Origin of the sequence: Pseudochelatococcus contaminans, assembly GCF_014195635.1 — a bacterium.
Classification (GTDB): Bacteria; Pseudomonadota; Alphaproteobacteria; order Rhizobiales; family Beijerinckiaceae; genus Pseudochelatococcus; species Pseudochelatococcus contaminans.
Genome location: NZ_JACICC010000007.1, coordinates 101,781 through 121,031, shown reverse-complemented (window position 1 = coordinate 121,031; position 19,251 = coordinate 101,781). Strand labels below are relative to the sequence as shown.

Below are 19,251 nucleotides of genomic sequence, written 5' to 3'. Positions count from 1 at the left end.
TTTATGCTATTGATATAAAACAGATATTTTATCCAAAAAATAATTTTACCAGCCCGTTCATCTGTTCTTTTGCCGGAACTGAGCTTGAATTGCATTTTATTTTCCGGCAAAGCATTTAATTAATACAATGTATTGAGTTGACAACACGCGATGTAAAAACCTAAAATTCCCAAAAATACTAATAATCGATCATCGTTTGTCAGCTACCTATGATAACTTGATCTATATCAAGTAAAATTATCATCTCCTTACCGCGAGGAAGATCGTAATGTCTGCCAATACCACGTCATCTCCATTCACCAATCAATCTCTCTGGCCTCTGCCCGCTCCGCTTGCATCGTGGGGGAGCGAGGCGCCGCAGTGGCCTGGTCCGTCCGCATCTTCCGCACCGTTGCCGGAGTACCTGGTTGATGCCTGGCAGCGCACCGTTCTCTTCCTCGAAACCCTGCGCGAGCGCGGTAACGAGCAGGAAAAGATCACGTCCAGCCCGCTTGCGACAGTGCTGATCTACGATCATGAGATCATCCTGAGCGGCCGGTCGCTTGAGCGCCCGATCAACTTCTCGTTGTCGCGCATCATTCCGCCGGAAGGCACTATCATCGATCCGGCGAAGCGTCCGGTTGTGATTGTCGATCCCCGCGCGGGTCAGGGACCGGGCATCGGCGGCTTCAAGTCGGTCAGCGAGATCGGCGAAGCTTTCGAGCATGGCCATGCAGTGTATTTCATCGGCTTTGCCGCCCAGCCGGAACCCGGCCAGACTTTCCTCGACGTGGTCGAAGGCCAGGTCAAGTTCTTCGAGCACGTGGTGGCACGTCATCCCGATGCTCCCAAGCCGCTTGCGATCGGTAACTGTCAGGCGGGCTATCAGACGTTGCTCGTCGCCGTTCAGCGGCCCGACCTGTTTGGCGTCGGCATGGTTGCCGGTTCGCCGATGTCCTACTGGCAGGGCGTGCATGGCAAGAACCCCATGCGCTACGCTGGCGGCATGCTGGGTGGTTCATGGCTCACCGAACTGGTCAGCGACCTCTCCGGCGGCAAGTTCGACGGAACGTGGCTGATCCTGAACTTCGACACGCTCAACCTCGGCAACTGGCTGTGGAGCAAGCAGTATGAAGTTTATGCCGATGTCGACTCCGACCAGCAGCGCTATCTCGGCTTTGAAAAGTGGTGGGGCGACTTCATCCAGTTGAACGGCTCTGAAATTCAGTATCTCGTGGATGAAATGTTCATCGGTGACCGCCTGACGCGCAATGAGCTGCGCGGCAACGACGGCACGGTGTTCGATCTGCGCAACATCACGTCGCCGATCCTCGTCCTCACCTCCGAAGGCGACAACATCAGCCCGCCGCCGCAGACGTTGGGCTGGATTCTCGATCTCTACAAGGATGTCGACGAACTGCGTGCGGAAGGCCGCACCATTGTCTACTGCGTCAACCCCACGGTCGGGCATCTTGCCATCTTCGTTTCCGCCAAGGTCGGCGGCAAGGAAGACGAGGAGATGATCCGCCTCGTCGATGTCATCGAGCTGCTGCCGCCCGGTCTCTACGAGATGGTCATTACGCCGACGTCCGAAGAAGAGGTCAAGGCCGGCAAGCTGCCATGGAACACATCGTTCGAGCTTCGCACCTTCGACAACCTGCGTGCGTACGGCCGCAACACCCCCGAGGATGACAAGGCTTTCGCCGCCGTGCGCCGTCTGAGCGAGATCAACCACTCGCTTTACCGCACTTTCCTGCGCCCGTTCGTGCAAACGCTGTCGACCCCGCAACTTTCCGATTTCATCCTGAAGTCGAACCCGCTGCGCCTCAGCTATACCTTCTTCGCCGATGGCAACCCGCTGATGAAGCCGGTGGCCAAACTGGCCGAGGAAGCGCGCGCAAACCGCCGGCCGGCCAGCGAGACCAACCCTTATCTCGTTCTGCAAAAGCACGTCTCGGACCAGATCAACGCCACATTGTCAGCCATCGGCGACGCGCGCGACAAGCTGATCGAACAATCGTTCTTCAATTTCTACGGCAACCCGGTGGTGCAGGGCTTGCTGGGCCTGAACGATGGCGAGCCGGTTCGCCAGCTCCCGCCCGTCAGCCCGGAGAAGCGGGAACAGCGCAAGCGTCAGGCCGAAGCCGTCACCGCCCGTATATCGGTCGGCGGTTACGACGAGGCGCTGGTGCGCTCGGTGCTCTACGTGGCGCTGGCCCATCACAGGTTCAACGACAGGACGCTGCTGGCCCTTAATGAACTGGGCCGGAGCCTGACGCATCTCAACCTCGACAAGTACAAGGAACTCGTCGGCGCGCAGTTTGACGTGCTGATGCTGGACCCGGCTCACGATCAGGCAATCAATGCTCTTCCCGAGCTGGTGTCCGACGCAGCCGCGCGCGAGAACCTGATCAAGGACACGATCGAGATCGTGGGTGCCAACGGCGTGCTGACCGGGCCGGAAGAACAGCGCCTCGACCATGTCGCCCAGGTGCTCAAGGTCGCGGACGAGCCGGATACCGCCGAACAGACGAAACCAGTGCCGGCCCTGACCGGCAAGGCCTCCGCCAAAGTAACTGACGGCACCCGCAAGGCCATTACGACGAGCACGCCTGTTGCCGAATAAATCCGATGCGCTCGCCGGTTGAATACCATCGGGCGCATTCTTCCGCTTCGTTGAAGCAATCGCCGACACCGCGAAGCTGTCTCGAGATACCCCCGCGCCGGGCAACTTTTCAGCGTGGGGGAAGATCGGGCAGCCTCGCCATTTTACAGACTGGAGGTCTTTTCAATGTCGTCTACGACATCAGCTACACTGCCAGCCGGCTCCGGGGCCGCGGCCGCTTCCAGTACGGATGCGTCCGCGACCAAGAAGAGCACGACGCTGGACGCAGCAGGTATTGCCAACACGTTCAAGACCCTGCAATCGTCCGACAAGGGCCTGACCTCGGCTGACGCCAAACAGCGTCTGACGAAGTATGGCCCCAATGCCATTCAGGCCCATGAGGAAAGCCGCTGGAAAAAGCTTCTCGGCTACTTCTGGAGCCCGATCGCGTGGATGATTGAGGCTGCGGCCATCATTTCGCTGCTGCGGCAGGACTGGCCCGACTTCATCGTCGTGACCGCGCTGCTGCTTTATAATGCGGCGGTCGGCTTCTGGCAGGACAACAAGGCGGCCAGCGCGCTCGCGGCACTGAAGAAGGGTCTCGCCCTCAAGGCCCATGTGCTTCGAGACGGGAAATGGGTTGAGGCGGATGCCGCCGATCTCGTCCCCGGCGATATCGTGACCGTCTCCGGCGGTGAAATTTTGCCGGCAGATCTCATTCTTTTCGACGGAAAATATCTGTCCGTCGATCAGGCGGCGCTCACCGGCGAGTCCCTGCCTGTCTCGAAAAAAATCGGCGACAGCGGCTATTCCGGCTCCATCGCCCGTCAGGGTTCGATGACCGGCGTCGTGACCGCGACAGGCAACAACACCTTCTTCGGCCGCACGGCCAATCTGGTGGCATCCGCCGGCGCGAAGTCACACGCGGAGCAGGCCGTTACCCGCATCGGCGACTTCCTCATCCTGCTCGCCATTCTGCTCGCCATCATCCTGATCGGCACGCAGGTCGGCCGCGACATCACCGGCCCCGGCGGCTGGCACTGGTCGGAAGCGGGCGAGATCGCCCAGTTCGTGCTCGTGCTTCTGGTGGCCTCCGTGCCCGTCGCTCTGCCGGCGGTCATGTCGGTCACGATGGCGCTGGGCGCGCTGGCGCTGTCGCGTCAGAAGGCTATCGTGTCGCGTCTCTCCGCTATCGAGGAGCTGGCTGGCGTCGACGTTCTGTGCTCGGACAAGACCGGCACGCTCACCCTGAACCAGCTTGCGCTCCAGCAGCCGATCCTCTTCTCGGGCTCGACGGCGGATGAGCTGATCGTCGGCGCGGCTCTCGCGACCCAGAGCCAGAGCACCGACGCCATCGATCAGGCGGTGTTCAAGGGCTTGAAGGATCGCAAGGTTCTCGACCAGTACAAGCAGGTTGACTTCATCCCCTTCGACCCGGTCAACAAGAAGACCGTTGGCATCGTCACCGGCCCGGACGGCAAGCAGATCCAGTTTGCCAAGGGCGCTCCGCAGGTGATCGCGGCGCTGGCAGGTCTTCAGGAAGGGGCCACTGAGGGCGATGCCAAGACATACTTCGGCGATGTCGATGATCTTGCCCGCCACGGTACCCGTGCACTGGGCGTCGCCCGCTCTGATGACGAGGGCAAGACGTGGAAGCTGCTGGGCCTCCTGACCCTGCTCGATCCGCCGCGCCCGGACGCCAAGACCACCATCGCCCAGGCCAAGGAACTCGGCCTCAGCGTGAAGATGGTCACTGGCGACGATATCGCCATCGGCAGCGAGATCTCGCAGCAGCTTGGCCTTGGTACGCATCTGCTGGTGGCTTCGGACGTGTTCGGCAAGAATGTCGATCCGGATCACATCCCGATCGACGCGGCTCGCGCCGTGGAGCAGGCGGACGGTTTCGGCCGTGTGTTCCCGGAGAACAAGTTCGAGATCGTGAAGGCGCTTCAGGAGCGCGGCCACATCGTCGCCATGACCGGCGACGGCGTGAACGACGCCCCGGCCCTCAAGCAGGCCGACTGCGGCGTGGCCGTCAGCGGCGCCACGGATGCGGCACGCAGCGCTGCGGCGCTCATCCTCACCGCGCCCGGCCTGTCGACCATCGTCAACGCGATCAACGAGTCGCGTGCGATCTTCGAGCGCATCACCAGCTACGTCTATTATCGTATCGCGATGACCATCTGCATCATGTTCGTCGTGGTGCTGGCCTACATCGTGTTCGACTTCCAGCCGCTCACCGCCATCATGATCGTCGTTCTGGCGCTGCTGGACGATATCCCGATCATGACCATCGCCTACGATAACGTCGAACCATCGAAGAAACCCGTCAAATGGAACATGCACCGCATTGTCGTGTTCTCGTCGGTCATGGGTCTCTTCGCGCTGATCCAGAGCTTCGGCCTCGTGGTCATCGCCCAGTACTGGATTCAGGATGCCGGGCTTCAGAGCTGGCTGCATCTCGACTTCCCGCACCTGCAGACGATGCTGTTCCTGCAGCTCGCCGCTGGCGGTCACCTGCTGCTCTTCGTCGTGCGCACGCGTCACTCGCTGTTCCGCCCGCCGTATCCGAGCAAGCCGCTGTTCCTCGCCATCGTGGGCACGCAGATCGTCGCTATCCTGATCTGCCTCTTCGGCGTTGGCCTGGTTCCGCCGCTGCCATGGCAGTTCATCGGCCTCGTCTGGATCTACGTCCTTGTCTGGATGGTGGTTCTGGACTGGATCAAGCTGGCGTACTTCAAGATCGCCGACAGCCGTGAGGCCAACAGCATCACCAAGCCGATCGTGGCTTCCTGATGTGACAGTCGAGGGAGGGCCTTTCCGGCCCTCCCTTTTTTTCGGCGTGGACTGCGTTCCGCATTGATCGGCTGCCCGCGTGGCATGCCGCATTGCGTCCGCACGCCACCGATAGACCAAGGAGACACGTTCGATGCCGACAATCGCGAACAAAACGCTTGAGGAACTGCGGCCCGGAGACACCGCCTCTTCAACCCGTATCCTTCAGGCTGCAGACGCCCGCGCATGGGCCAACGCCTTCGGCGACGCCAGCCTCGCAGCCGGCGAACCCGCCGGGCAGGCCCCCACGGGGATCATAACATCCGTATTCGCCGCCCTCGTGGGCACGTCGCTGCCCGGCCCCGGCAGCCAGATCCGCTCGCTCTCGCTGGACGTGAAGGATGACCTGCCGGCGGAAGGCGAGCTCGTCGCCACCCTGACCGTGCGTGAGGTGCAGCCCGCCGACAAGACCGCATTGCTCGACGCCAAAGCCGTGGTCGGGGACAAGGTCATTGCCGAAGGCACCGTGCTGGTCACAGCGCCTGCGACCAGCATCAAGGTCGATTACGCCGACCACCGCCTCGATGCTTTGCTGGAGCGCGCGCGGGGCCTCAAGCCCATTCCCACCGCCGTCGTGCATCCGTTGAGCGCCGATGCGCTCGAAGGCGCGCTGGACGCCGCCGCTGCCGGCCTTATCGTGCCGGTGCTGTTCGGCCCCGAAGCCGATATCCGCAAGCTCGCCGCCGATGCGAAACTCGACATCTCCGGCGCGAAGATCGTCTCCACCGAGGACGAGGCCGACTCTGCCGCCAAGGCGGCGCTGGCTGCCGGCAAGAGTGAGGTCGGCGCGTTGATGAAGGGCAGCCTGCACACCGATGTACTGCTGCATGCCGTGCTGCAGAAGGAGAGCAACCTGCGCACCGGCCGCCTGTTGAGCCATGCGGCGGTGGTTTCCGTGCCGACCTATGCGCGGCGGGTGATCGTTACCGATGTGGCGCTCAACATCACGCCGGATACCGACCAGAAGGCCGATATCGTCCAGAACGCCATCGGCCTTGCCATCGCGCTGGGCGTCGAGGTGCCGAAGGTGGCCGTGGTTGCCGCTGTGGAACTGGTGCGCACCCGCATGCCCACCACCGTCGATGCAGCGGTGCTGGCCAAGATGTCCGATCGTCGCCAGATCGTCGGCGGCATCGTCGATGGTCCGCTCGATCTCGACGCTGCCGTCGACGCCGAAGCGGCGAAGATCAAGCACATCGTCTCGCCGGTCGCCGGGCAGGCGGACATCATTCTGGTGCCGAACATCGACGCCGGCAACCTCGTCTACAAGAACCTCGTCTTCATGGCGGATTCGCAGACGGCTGGCCTTGTCGTCGGCGCACGCGTGCCGATCATCCTGACCAGCCGCGCCGACACGGCGGTAGCCCGCCGCTTCTCCGCTGCGGTAGCCGCGCTCTATGCCGACGCGCTGGCCCGTAATCCGGAAGCCATCCTGCCGACCGCGGCAGGCTGACCGCACGCCAAACCAAACAACGACAGCAAACCAAGCAACGACTGCCGGCGCCCGTCATCGTGCGCCGGCTTCCCTCCCGAAATCCTGTCCGGGCCAAGCGCCACCTGAGCGCGCCCGGAATGCATGGAGCCTGTGATGACCGACGCCATTATCGTTATCAACTCCGGATCCACCAGCCTGAAGTTCGGCATCTACGAGCTGGATGCCGACAAGACGCTGCCCCTCATCATTACCGGCGGCATCGATAACATGTCGACGCAGCCGCACTTCATCGCCAAGACCGCCGACGGCAAGCCGATCGACGCCAAGGAATGGGGCGACCACCAGCCGATGGACCACAAGAAGGCACTGACCTTCATCATCGACTGGCTGAAAGGGCACGAGAAGCAGATCGAGGTGAAGGCTGCCGGTCACCGTGTGGTGCTGGGCGGCACGCGCTTTGCCCAGCCCACCGTGCTGACGGCTGAGATCATCGACTATCTCGACGATCTCAAGCGCATGGAGCCTTCGCATCAGGCTTATGAAGTGCTGGGCGCGCGCGCAGTCGCGGAAGTCTTTCCCGGCCTGCCGCAGGTGGCGGTGTTCGACTCGTCCTTCCACCGCACCATGCCGGAAGTGGCGCAGATCTATGCCCTGCCCAAGAAAGCCCGCGATACCGGCGTGCGCCACTGGGGCTATCATGGCATCTCCTATGACTACATCCATCGGCAGGTGCCGAAGCATGCCCCGGATGCGCGCCGGGTGATCGTCGGGCATCTGGGCGGCGGCGCTTCGGTCTGCGCAATTTTGGACGGCAAGAGCATCGAAACCTCGATGGCTTTCGCCGGCCTCACGGGCCTGCCCATGTCCACGCGCTCCGGCGACGTGCCGGCGGACGTGCTGTTCTACCTCGTCCGCTCTGGCGCCTACGACATCGAGAGCCTTGAAAAGGCGCTCTACGCCGACGGCGGGCTTCTCGGTCTCTCCGGCATTTCCGGCGACATGCAGGAGTTGCAGGCGAGTGCGGACCCGAATGCCAAGCTGGCCGTGGACTATTTCGTCTATGTCCTCGTCAAGACCATCGGCGCCTACACCGCCTTGCTCGGCGGGCTGGATGCGCTGGTATTTACCGCCGGCATCGGAGAAAACTCGTCGATTGTCCGCGCGGCGGTTGTCGAAAAGCTGGAATGGCTTGGTCTGAAGATTGACAGCGCGGCCAACAACGCCAACAACATCGAGATATCGACACCCGACAGCAAGGTGAAAGTGCTCGTCATCCCGACCAACGAGGAACTGATGATCGCACATCACACCTTCGAGTTGACCCACAACAACGCGTAAAACCGCAGCGGATTGCAATCATCGCCGATAATGACGCGCCGGCCACCCGTCCGGCGCGTGACTTTTGGATAGTGCTCCGCATCGCTAATAAGAAAGTTCACGCGCCGATGGAATCGGATCGCGGGCTCACAATCAAAAACCTGGACCCCGTCTGCGTTCTGAACGAAACGCGGACGGGGTCTGTCGCCTTCTGAGAGATCGACCGACAACAGGCACACCGATGGAAACTTTCACCGTAACGCTCATCGTTCTTGCGGCCATCGCCTTTGGCACCGTCATAGAGCGCATATTGCCGCTGCCCGTTCCTGCGCCGCTCATCCAGACGGCGCTGGGCGTGCTGATCAGCCTGACCACGTCCTACGACATCGAGATAGAGCCGCATATCTTCTTCATCATCTTCATTCCGCCCCTGCTGTTTCTCGACGGATGGCGCATTCCCAACGATGAATTATTGCGGGACAGTCCAACCGTGCTGTCTTTGGCCATCGGCCTTGTGGTCGTGACGGTGCTCGGTGCGGGGCTGTTCATCCACTGGATGGTGCCGGCCATTCCGCTGGGTGTCGCCTTTGCGCTGGCGGCGATCATTTCCCCCACCGATCCCGTTGCGGTATCCGCCATTGCCGCCAGAACGCCGGTGCCAAAGCGCATCATGCATATTCTGGAAGGCGAATCCCTGCTCAACGACGCTTCCGGCCTCGTAGCGATGAAGTTCGCCGTCGCCGCGGTGCTGACGGGCAGCTTCTCGTTTTTCAGCGCGTCCGAAACCTTCGGCTGGCTGGCGCTAGGCGGCATTGTGACTGGCGTCGCCATGACGTTTGTCATCACCGCGCTGAAGAGCCAGATCAGCCGCCGGCTGGGATACCACGGCCCCGCGCGCATCCTGACCAGCATTCTCACGCCCTTCGTGGCCTATATCATTGCCGAGCACATCGAGGCCTCGGGCATTCTGGCCGCCGTAGCGTCGGGCATCGCGATGAGCGTCGCCGAGCGGAACGATACCGACCTTGCCGTCACGCGCATCGACCGCAAGGCCGTGTGGGAAACCATCTACTTCGCCGCCAGTGGCGCGACCTTCGTCATTCTCGGTGAACAGTTGCCTCGGCTCATTGACGGCGCTTCCGATCTCGTCGTCGAAACCGGCCACGGTAACCCGCTGTGGATCGTCGTTTACGTGCTGGCGATCAGCGCCTTTCTCGCGGCAGCCCGGTTCATCTGGGTGAAGATCTCGCTGCTGCTCACCTTCCGCAAGGAAATGCATGGCGATACGCGGTTGCAGACCTTCCGTCTGACATCCGTGATCACGCTCGCCGGCGCCCGGGGCACGGTGACGCTGGCCGGCATCATGACGTTGCCACTGGTCATGACCGATGGTTCGGAGTTTCCCGCCCGTGATCTCGCCATCCTGCTCGCGGCGGGGGTTATTCTGGTGTCGCTGATCGTGGCCAGCGTTGGCCTGCCTGTTGCCCTCAAGGGCCTGCGCATGGACGAGGGCGAGGACCACGAACAGCAGATCGACCGGGCGCTGGTGCTTTCGGCGCAGGCGGCGATCGTCGCCACGGAAAAACGCGCGCTTGAGATCCGCGAGGACGTGGACGAAACGGCCCTGCAACGCCAAACCAGACTGATCCTCGATTTCTACCGAAACCGCATCGACGAGAAGACCAGCGATTTCGGCGAGTTCCAGCCGCGATCCGGCTCGCGCGAATTGATGCGCGTTTTGCTGGCAAGCGCTGTCAAGGCCGAGCGCGAGGAAGTGTTCCGTCTCGTCCGCGCCAAGGAACTGCCGGAAGATGCCGCGCGCAAACTGGTGGACGACATCGACCTCATCGAGGCGAGATTCGCGCCGTAATCGCCTATATCGTGGCGGCGGCATTCACGAGATTGCCGCCGCCACGGATATGGAAATATAGAGTGTCGGCGGCTCGCCGTTGACGAACATATCATGAACATGTAAGTTTCATCCATGAGCCGGATGACACTTCAGCAAAAGCTCGCCATCCTGTCGGACGCGGCGAAATATGACGCCTCCTGCGCTTCCAGCGGGGGAGAAAAGCGGGATTCGAAGCAAGGCGGGTTGGGCTCGTCCGGCGGCAGCGGCATATGCCATGCTTATACGCCAGACGGGCGGTGCATATCGCTGCTGAAAATCCTGATGACGAATTTCTGCATCTTCGATTGCGCTTATTGCATCAATCGGGTCAGCAGCAACGTCGAGCGGGCGCGCTTTTCCGTCGACGAGGTGGTGACGCTGACGCTGGAGTTCTATCGGCGCAACTATATCGAAGGCCTGTTCCTGTCCTCGGGCATTATTCGTTCGCCGGACCAGACCATGAGCGACATGGTCCGCATCGCAAGAACCCTGCGCGAGACGCACAACTTTCGCGGCTATATTCATCTGAAGACCATTCCCGACGCCGCGCCGGAGTTGATCCGCGAGGCAGGTCTGTGGGCGGATCGGCTGTCGATCAACGTCGAGCTGCCGCTGGATGGCAGCGTGCGCAAGTTCGCCCCCGAGAAGCGGCCGGAAACCATCCGCACCGTCATGGCCCAGGTGCGGCTGGAGGGAGAGGCCGCGAAAGACAAGACCCACACCGGCCGCAAGGCCCAGCGCTTTGCCCCGGCGGGGCAGAGCACGCAGATGATCGTCGGCGCGGATGGCGCTGATGATGTCGCCATTCTCTCCAGCGCGACGCGTCTTTACACCGGCTACCGGCTGCGTCGGGTATATTATTCGGCGTTCAGCCCCATACCTGACGCTTCCGCGGCGCTGCCGCTGGTGAAACCGCCGTTGATGCGCGAGCACAGGCTTTATCAGGCAGACTGGCTGCTACGTTTTTACGGCTTCAGCGCGGCTGAAATCGCCACAGGCACACAGAAAGGCCACCTCGATCTGGACATTGACCCGAAACTCGCATGGGCCTTGCAGCACCGGGGGCAGTTTCCGCTGGATGTGAACCGTGCGTCGCGTGAAATGCTGCTGCGGGTGCCCGGTTTCGGCGTGCGTATCGTCGACAAGATCATCGCCGCCCGCCGGGATCGGACTTTGCGGTTCGAGGATCTGACGCACATGGGGGCGTTGATGAAAAAGGCTCGGCCGTTCGTCAGCCTGCCGGGCTGGACGCCGCGCGGCCTCATCGACAGCACCAACCTGCGCGCCCGCTTCGCGCCCCCGCCCGAGCAATTGAGTTTGCTGTGACCTACAGCATCACCCTGCCGGAGCGGAATACTTTGAGCGCATGGCGCGACGCCGCCCGGCGCGCCATCAGCCACCGCATCGCCCCCGGCGACATCGACTGGAACGGCGAAGGCAGTCTGTTCGCTGCCGGCCCCTTGCCGGACAGCAGCGGACCGCATGAGGCGCGTGTGCCGCCGGCCTTTCTCAAATTGGCAGGCTCGGTGATCTGGCATGCCTCGCCGGATCGTTTCGCCATGCTCTATGAAGCATTGTGGCGTCTCGACCGCCAGAAGGGAGATCCGCTATCGCAAGCCGATCCGCTGGGCCGTAAGTTGTATCTCATGGCGAAATCGGTTGGGCGCGATATCCATAAAATGCACGCGTTCGTGCGATTTCGCGAATTGCCGGGAGGGCAACGGCGCAGTTTCGCCGCATGGTTCGAGCCGGAGCATCATACGCTGGAGCCGGGCAGCGCCTTTTTCGTCAAGCGGTTCGGCGACATGGACTGGCTCATCGCCACGCCGCGGCTGACGGCCCGTTTCGAGGATGGCCGCCTGAGTTTCGCTCCCGGAAGTGCACGACCCGACCTGCCGGAAGATGCCTCCGAAGCTTTATGGGCGACTTACTTCACCAACATTTTCAACCCGGCCCGGATCAAGCTGAATGCCATGCGTTCAGAAATGCCGAAGAAGTATTGGAAGAATCTGCCTGAAACCCGACTGATTCCCGATATGCTTGCAGATGCTGAAGCGCGTGTCGCCCGCATGCGCGAGGCAGGCGCCACCAAACCTCGCACCGGCGCTGCAACCGTTACGGCCCGTTACCGCGCAGCCATGCCGCAGGCCGACGACATCCCCACCACGCTGGGTGAAGCTCGTGAAGCTGCCCTGCAATGTCGCCGTTGCAATCTGTGCGAGGCGGCAACGCAAACCGTTTGGGGAGAGGGCACGCCGCATGCTCAATCTATGATCGTTGGCGAACAGCCCGGCGACCGTGAGGATCTGGAGGGGCGCCCTTTCATCGGTCCCGCCGGACAATTGCTGCGAACGATCATGGCCGAGACCGGCAACGAGCCCGCCAGCGTATGGATGACGAATGCCGTCAAGCACTTTAAATTCACCCCAAGAGGCAAGCAGCGCCTGCACAAAAACCCGGATAAGGGCGAGATCGACCGCTGCCGATGGTGGCTTGGTCTGGAACTCTCTTTCATCCGGCCACGTATGACCATCGCCCTCGGAGCATCGGCCGCATTCGCATTGACGGGCGACGACCGCGCCCTTGCCGCCCGGCGCGGAACCATTGAGACCGGCCTGCATGGCGGCCCGGTTCTGATATCGTGGCACCCGGCCTACATTCTCCGCCTCCGCAACCCGCAACAGCAGGCCGAAGCCCGCCATGAACTCAGCGCCGATCTTCGCAAGTTAGCGATGCACCATCCGCCGCCAGCAGACCATATAATGTCCGCCTGATGACAGGCACCTCTACGTCCCGCATCGGGTTTGCGATGGCGACGGACGGTATTTTCTGTTCATGGAAAGGCGTGCAATAGAAACAGCCAGATTGCCGACTTGCCATTTCCGCTGGCGCAGGCTAATTGAGCAAAACTCTGCTAAGGCTCATCCGCCCAACGAAGCGAAAAAGTCTTGGCTGTGAGAACATATGGAAGAGTGGCCGAGTGGTTGAAGGCACTGGTCTTGAAAACCAGCAACGGGGCAACTCGTTCGTGGGTTCGAATCCCACCTCTTCCGCCAAAACAACTGATTGATTTTATTGATTTTTTAGCGCCAGGAAGCGCCTTTTGTCCCACCCTTTTCTCACAGGGATGGCGCGGTGGCGAACCACATTTTTCGACGCGAAGCGTGTAGTGCGCAAAATCAGATGACAATAGAAATTGAGGCGTGAACAGACGTTGAAGCGCCCTGAAATAGCAGATCAAGCCCCTTTCTACGGCGTATAGAGCGCCCGATTCGATTGCCCCATCCGAGCTAATCACCTCAGCGCCCGTGTCAGGGATGATGGAACTATCCGCTACACGCTCGATAGCAACAGGAGTCGTTCCTGATCCGGGGAAGTACAAAATATTGTTATCATGCCGCCACCCTACCCTTGCGATGCACGGTGGCGGAAGATGTCGCGGCAACCCGCCATCTGCGATCAGTAGGCCAGGGTGAGACTGGCGAACAACCCTTGGGCGCGATCGTCTTCCAGCAGTTTGAACCTGTACTGGACATTGAGATCCACGTAAGATCTGGGTGCATTGTACTTGTCCTCGCGGAACCAGTACCGGGCATTGATGCCGGGTCCGGCCCCGGCTGCCCATTTCGTATCGAGCAGGTTGTCGAAGTTGGCGGTTACGCCAACGAACGGCGTAATCATCAACCGATCGCTGATGCTGTCAAGCCGGAAGCTGCGCCCGAGCTTGGCGTCGAGTGTGGCGAAGGTCTGGTCAATATCGAAATAATGCCCCACTTCTCCCGATACCTGCCAGAGCCACCATGAAGGCACGTCCATTCGCAGGTCACCGCCCCGGCCGTCGAAATAGGCCGCGCGGACCATTGTATCTTCACGGCTGTCACTACCAATCCGGAACAGGCGTGCCGCTTCTACAATGACATTATAATTCTGCAGTGGCTTCCAGCGAACGCCGAAGGAGCCTTGCATCGTGCGAAACCCGACAGGTCCGCCGAGATCATCGTGCAGTGTCGTGAAATTACGCATGAAGAAGTCCAGCGTGGAGCCATTCCGGTTGCCGATCACGGGCGGCCGCCAATAAATCTCCGTGCCGGTCTGGGTCGTGGAACCGGACGATGTTTGCGGCGAGAAAGCACCGCTGCCTACGGCGCCGTAGGTAACGCTGGTGTAAGCCCCCCAGGTGCGCGTGAGATCGGCCACCTCGCGGCGCAGTCCCCACAGATATTGCGGTTCCAGCGTCGGGCCAATGGTATCGATGGCCGATTTCAGCAGTTCGACTGCCAGATCGTTGTCGAAAACCTGCCGCGCTGCATAGGCTGCGTCCACCAAGGCAAGTCCTCGCAACTCTCCGCGTTTCTGCACCAGCGTAAATTGCTGACTGGCTGCCACCGGATCGCCGACCCGCAGAGCGAGATAGGCAACATCGAGCGCCGGAAGCGCATTCAACTCGCCGGTTTGCTTCGCTGTTTCGAACAACTGCCTGGCGACGGACTGCTGTCCGAGGCTGACATAGGCGCTGATCTGGGCAGCTTTCGCCCGCGCCCTGTCTTCCGCCGTGGGCGCGGAGGTGACGGCCTGCGTGAACGCGGCAAGCGCCTCGTCGTATCTTTCAAGCCCCCGCAGGATGTTGCCGCGCCTGTAGGCTACATCGAAACTGCCGCTGGTCCCAAGCAGGGACAGGGCGTCAAGCGCCCGCTCCGGCTGATCTGCCGCGGTTGCCGCATCCGCCATGGCGAGCAGCAACGTTCGCCTTTCACTCGGAGACTTTACGAGAGGAAGAGCATTGGCAAAGTCATCGACCGCTCGCGCGGGCTCATTCGCCTGTAATAAAAGGTAGCCGCGTTGTTGCAGGAGCTGCGCGTCAGTGCCGAGCTGCGCGAAGGTCGTGTTGATTTCACGAATTGCTTCCGCTTCTCGCCCTGCTGAAATGAGCAGATTGACAAGCAGGGCGCGAAGCTGCTGCTGCCTTGGAGCCAGCGCGACTGCTTCGCGAGCATGCCTGATGGCTCCCGCGAAATCGCCTCGGCGCTGCAGATCATAAGCTTGTCCGGCGGCGACTGCCGCTGGCCCGCCGAACGATACTCCCGCTTTCTGCGCCGCGAGCATGTTCTTTTCGGCTGTCCTGTAATCCTCATTTTCAGGGGAAAGCCGTATGGCTTCCCGAATTTTCGCAATCGCAAGACTATAATTGCCCGTGCTGGCTGCCTGATATGCTTCCGCGGCGGCCGGAAAGCCTGCGTCGGCGCCTGGCAGGCCGGGCAAGATGAAGCATACGCTATCATATGGCGTCTCGCGGCACTCCAGCTTTGGCACAGGCACACGAGATACCGAGCTTGGAAGTGATGAATGCGACCGCTTGTGTTCGGCGATCCGCGCAATTCGCGCGTCCTTTTGCTTCCTGTCACCGCTGAAGTCGGAAAGTACGTTTTCCGCGCGTGCAAATTCTCCGATGGCTATCAGATAGTCGGCAGCGATGAGCCGAATTTCATTTTTCTCGGTTTCGGCGATCCTGTCTTGCGCCAGCGCGCGTTCAAAATCTGCGATGGCCTGTTGTTTGTTCTGGCCATTGGATTCGTTGAGACGTGAAACGGCTCGGAACGTCGCGGCGATTGCATCCTCTGAATCGGAAGCCAGAGCATCGCTTGCGGATGTTTCCGCCTCCGCGAACCTGCGAGCACGTAATTGCGCCAGGATCAGCAGATGGCGGAAGGTATTCTGATCCGGGTTCAGGCGCACGGCCTCCTGCGCTTGACTGATCGCAACCTCAAAATCGTTCTTTTCGAGAGCGGCATATACACTTTCGGCCGCTTTCTGCGCGAGCGCACTTTTGATGCGCGACATCTGATGAATGATTTGCGGCGACCTGTTTCCCTCGGCGAGAAGTTTTTGGGCCTCTCTCTCAGCCTCCTGCAATTGACCGGATGCCTCAATGGCCTCCAGAAGCAGGACCTTCAGGCTATCGACATCAGGCCGCTGCCGGATAGCTTCGCGAACCTTTGCAATAGCGGTCGCATAATCTTTCGCATCGTATGCCGCATAAGCCTCGCGCGCGATGGCATAAGCCGGGCCGGAAAGTGGCAGATCAAGGACTTCCGTCCCATTCCTTTGCCGTCCGGCTTCCTGATCCATCTGTGCGCCGGCCGGCGCAGGCAACAGGCAAACCGCTGCCATCAGTGTTGCAGCAGGGAGTGTAACCCAGAGCCTCGCCAGCAGGGACTGGTGGGAGAGATTGGCAATCCGGGCCTTGTCCATCTATCGCCTCGGCTGTTCAGGCGCTGCTGTTGCGGAAGCGCCATTGATGTTCACCGACAGCTCCGATGAGACGCTTTCTGCCCCCGGACCGGCAGAGCCGAAACCTCGGGAACAAGGCGGGTATTTCGCGTCACATGGTTTCTGTCGGGTTAATCTTTGCCAGAGGTATGGTTACTGATTGGTTAAGCGCAGGATAAAGTATGACTGGAGAGACGTGTGCGATATTATCTAATTATTAACTATTTTATATATTATTAATTTTTGTAATTATGCTTCCACTATTTTGGATGCTCAGGCTTAGATCGTGGCGCATTAGCGTGCGGGCCTTCATTGATTGGCCGGCAGGAAGCCACGCGTGGTAGCGAAGCACACCCATGAAGGGGCGCTGTCCGGCTCGCATCATGGGCTCATCCGGCGTTCGTAGACCGTCAGCCGGAGCAGCAGGATGGCCGCGATCACGGCGGCGATGACGTTGTAGCTCATCCCTGAGACAAACGCCCATGCGTAAAGCGCGGCATGTCCGTCGGCTTCCGCCGCCAGCGCCAGGCCGAACAGGATACCGACCGCCGCCACGCCAAGCGCCGCGCCGATCTGCTGGAGCGTGGAAATAACCCCGGACGCCATGCCGGCTTGCCGTTCCGCCACGAAGCCAAGCACGAGGTTGAGCAGCGGTGTCATGATCATCGCCTGTGCGCCGCCGATGACAATCAGCGCCGGGATGAGACCCGCGACGATCAGATCCGCTCCGGCAATCCAGACCTGCCCGATCAGCGCGGCATACGCGATTGCGTAGACCAACGCCGCCACAGCGATGGCAGGGGTTCCAAAGCGCGTGACGAGGCGCGGCGCAGCGAGCGAGAAAATTACGAAGGCGACCGAGCACGGCACGAAGACGCTGCCGGCCTCGAACGGGCTGAGGCCAAAACCTGTCTGCGCCAGCAGCGCGAAACACAGAAAGAAGGAGGATGCCGTCGAGTAGATCAACATCACGAGCAAGCCGCCCTGCGCAAAGCGCGGCTGGCGCATCAGCGCCATATCAACCAGCGGCTGGTGGCCGGTTTTGCGGCGACGTTCCTGTTGGCGATAGAAGGCAACGAGCAGTATTGCTGCGCCGGCGAGCGCCAGAAAACTCCAGATTTGCCACCCGTGGGTTGGTGCCTCGACCAGTGGCACGAGCAACAGGGTGAGGCCAAGGCTGACCAGCGCAACCCCCGGCCAGTCCAGCGCCGGTCGCTCGGGCGCGAGTGTCTCCGGAATGAACCGCGCGACGGCAATCGCGAAAAGGCCGATCGGAACATTGATGAGGAAGATCGTTCGCCAGCCAAGACCCAGAATGTCTGCCTCCACGAGAAAACCGCCGAGGATCTGCCCCGCGATGGCCGCCAGCCCCAGTGTCATGCCGAGGAAGCCAAAAGCGCGCTGGCTGTCGTCGCCGGAGAAATTCACACGGATCGACGCATAGACCTGTGGAAACAGCAGCGCCGCCGCCAGCCCCTGTGCCACGCGCGCGCCGATCAGAACCTCGACGGTCGGTGCAATGCCGCAAAAAAGCGAGGCAATGGTAAAACCTGCCATGCCGACAATGAAGAGACGCCGCCGCCCATAAAGGTCGCCGAGCCGCCCGCCCGTGACCAGCAGCACGCCGAAAGCCAGTTCATAACCGGCCACGATGAAGCCGATCTGCGACAGGCTCGCCCCAAGTTCGGTCTGCATGGAGGGGATTGCGACATTGACCACGAAAAGGTCGAAAATCGTCACGAATCCCGCAAGCAGCAGGACAGACAGCCCCAGCCACGGAGGGCGGCGGGTGGCCTGCGACGGTGGGGGAGATAGCGTTTCGGCGGTGCAGGTTTCGGAATTCATCTTGCGTCCTTCGATGGCGACGCAGTACGTTTTCCATGAGCTTCATCCGGTTACAATTTAACTTCTTATGCTATTGCTTTTTGTCATAGGCTGAACCATGCGCACCCTCGAACGCACGCGCTCCGAACTGGCTGACTTTCTGCGCAGCCGCCGTGAACGCCTGAAACCCGAAGATATCGGCTTGCCCAGCGGCCGGCGGCGGCGCACCCCCGGCCTGCGGCGTGAGGAAGTAGCGGCGCTCGCGGGCGTTGGCGTCACCTGGTACACTTGGCTGGAGCAGGGGCGGGAGATCGGCGTTTCAGCGGACTTCCTCGACAATCTCGCCCGCGTTCTCAAGCTGGATGCGGCGGAACGGCGGCATATGTTCCTGCTGGCTCACGAGCGCCTGCCAGCCGAGCCGGGCAAGACTTTCTGCACGGTGCCATCGCTGGCCGCGCGGCTGGTTGAGGATCTGGCCCCCCACGCTGCCTACATCATCAATCTGCGCTGGGATGTGCTGGCCTTCAACGGCCCGGCCGATGCGCTGTTCGGCTTTGGGCGGCGTGGTTCAGGCCGTCGTAATCTGCTGTGGCTTTTGTTCACCGATCCGGCCATCCGCGCGGCGCTCGTCGGTTGGGAGGATCAGGCCACGGCCATGCTGGCAAGCTTCCGGCGCGATTTCGCCGCCGCCCGCGACGATGCCGACGCCAAGGCACTGGTCGCGGAACTGGAGGGGATATCGCCGGAATTCAAGCGCTGGTGGCGCAGTCAGGATGTGCATGCGCCTTGCACGGGCAGCCGCGTGCTGTGCGTCGATGGACAGGCGGTGACGTTCGAGCACACGTCCCTCACCGTCGATGGAGGGCAGCACCTCAGGCTGGTCGTTTACGCGCGCGTTGCGGATGGCTTGACAACGCCGAGCGGGGTCTGCGAAGGATAGCCATCTCCCAAGGGGGGCCTCGCTAGGAGGCTGAGATTCTGCCGGTCTGGACCCGTCCGACAACGCAGTGACCCTATGAACCTGATCCGGATCGTACCGGCGTAGGGATGGGCAACAGGCGGCACGCGCACCTCGTTCCTTCCCCCGTCGTTTGCATC

The 19,251-nt window shown here is 61.3% G+C and carries 10 protein-coding genes, 1 tRNA gene and 1 riboswitch; of the genes, 9 read left to right on the top strand and 2 right to left on the bottom strand.

The features are described from left to right. The first annotated feature begins 268 nt into the window (after nt 1-268). The 8 genes from FHS81_RS13635 to FHS81_RS13600 all read left to right on the top strand — a co-directional run bounded on the left by FHS81_RS13635 (nt 269) and on the right by FHS81_RS13600 (nt 13,118). Nucleotides 269-2,605: a DUF3141 domain-containing protein gene (locus FHS81_RS13635; protein ID WP_183753854.1), complete on the top strand. Its 2,337-nt coding sequence runs from the start codon at nt 269-271 to the stop codon at nt 2,603-2,605. 165 nt (nt 2,606-2,770) lie between these two features. Further along, complete coding sequence (locus FHS81_RS13630) at nt 2,771-5,380, top strand: plasma-membrane proton-efflux P-type ATPase (protein WP_183753852.1); 2,610 nt, start codon at nt 2,771-2,773, stop codon at nt 5,378-5,380. A gap of 133 nt (nt 5,381-5,513) precedes the next feature. Continuing rightward, a complete protein-coding gene (locus FHS81_RS13625; RefSeq protein ID WP_183753850.1) occupies nt 5,514-6,872 on the top strand; it encodes a bifunctional enoyl-CoA hydratase/phosphate acetyltransferase in 1,359 nt (452 codons plus the stop codon). 135 nt (nt 6,873-7,007) lie between these two features. Then, entirely contained in the window at nt 7,008-8,192 is a 1,185-nt protein-coding gene (locus FHS81_RS13620) for an acetate/propionate family kinase (RefSeq protein ID WP_183753848.1), read from the top strand. A 220-nt stretch (nt 8,193-8,412) separates the two neighbouring features. Beyond that, complete coding sequence (locus FHS81_RS13615) at nt 8,413-10,041, top strand: Na+/H+ antiporter (protein WP_183753846.1); 1,629 nt, start codon at nt 8,413-8,415, stop codon at nt 10,039-10,041. Nucleotides 10,042-10,155: 114 nt separating this feature from the next. Then, complete coding sequence (locus FHS81_RS13610; protein WP_210281700.1) at nt 10,156-11,388, top strand: putative DNA modification/repair radical SAM protein; 1,233 nt, start codon at nt 10,156-10,158, stop codon at nt 11,386-11,388. Then, entirely contained in the window at nt 11,385-12,836 is a 1,452-nt protein-coding gene (locus FHS81_RS13605) for a UdgX family uracil-DNA binding protein (RefSeq protein ID WP_183753844.1), read from the top strand. The genes FHS81_RS13610 and FHS81_RS13605 overlap by 4 nt, the downstream gene beginning before the upstream one ends. Nucleotides 12,837-13,028: 192 nt before the next feature. Next, a tRNA-Ser gene (locus FHS81_RS13600) sits at nt 13,029-13,118 on the top strand. A gap of 403 nt (nt 13,119-13,521) precedes the next feature. Here the strand turns inward: FHS81_RS13600 and FHS81_RS13595 are convergent. Together FHS81_RS13595 and FHS81_RS13590 are read right to left on the bottom strand one after the other, a co-directional pair. After that, complete coding sequence (locus tag FHS81_RS13595; protein ID WP_183753842.1) at nt 13,522-16,311, bottom strand: bacteriophage N4 adsorption protein A; 2,790 nt, start codon at nt 16,309-16,311, stop codon at nt 13,522-13,524. Between the two features lie 399 nt (nt 16,312-16,710). Continuing rightward, nucleotides 16,711-18,174, bottom strand: coding sequence for an MFS transporter (locus FHS81_RS13590; protein WP_183753840.1), 1,464 nt, complete (start codon nt 18,172-18,174; stop codon nt 16,711-16,713). Nucleotides 18,175-18,271: 97 nt separating this feature from the next. On the opposite strand from FHS81_RS13590, the gene FHS81_RS13585 reads away from it, so the two are divergent. Next, a complete protein-coding gene (locus FHS81_RS13585) occupies nt 18,272-19,093 on the top strand; it encodes a helix-turn-helix transcriptional regulator (protein ID WP_183753838.1) in 822 nt (273 codons plus the stop codon). Next, a riboswitch (TPP riboswitch) is annotated at nt 19,094-19,218 on the top strand. Nucleotides 19,219-19,251 lie beyond the last annotated feature (33 nt).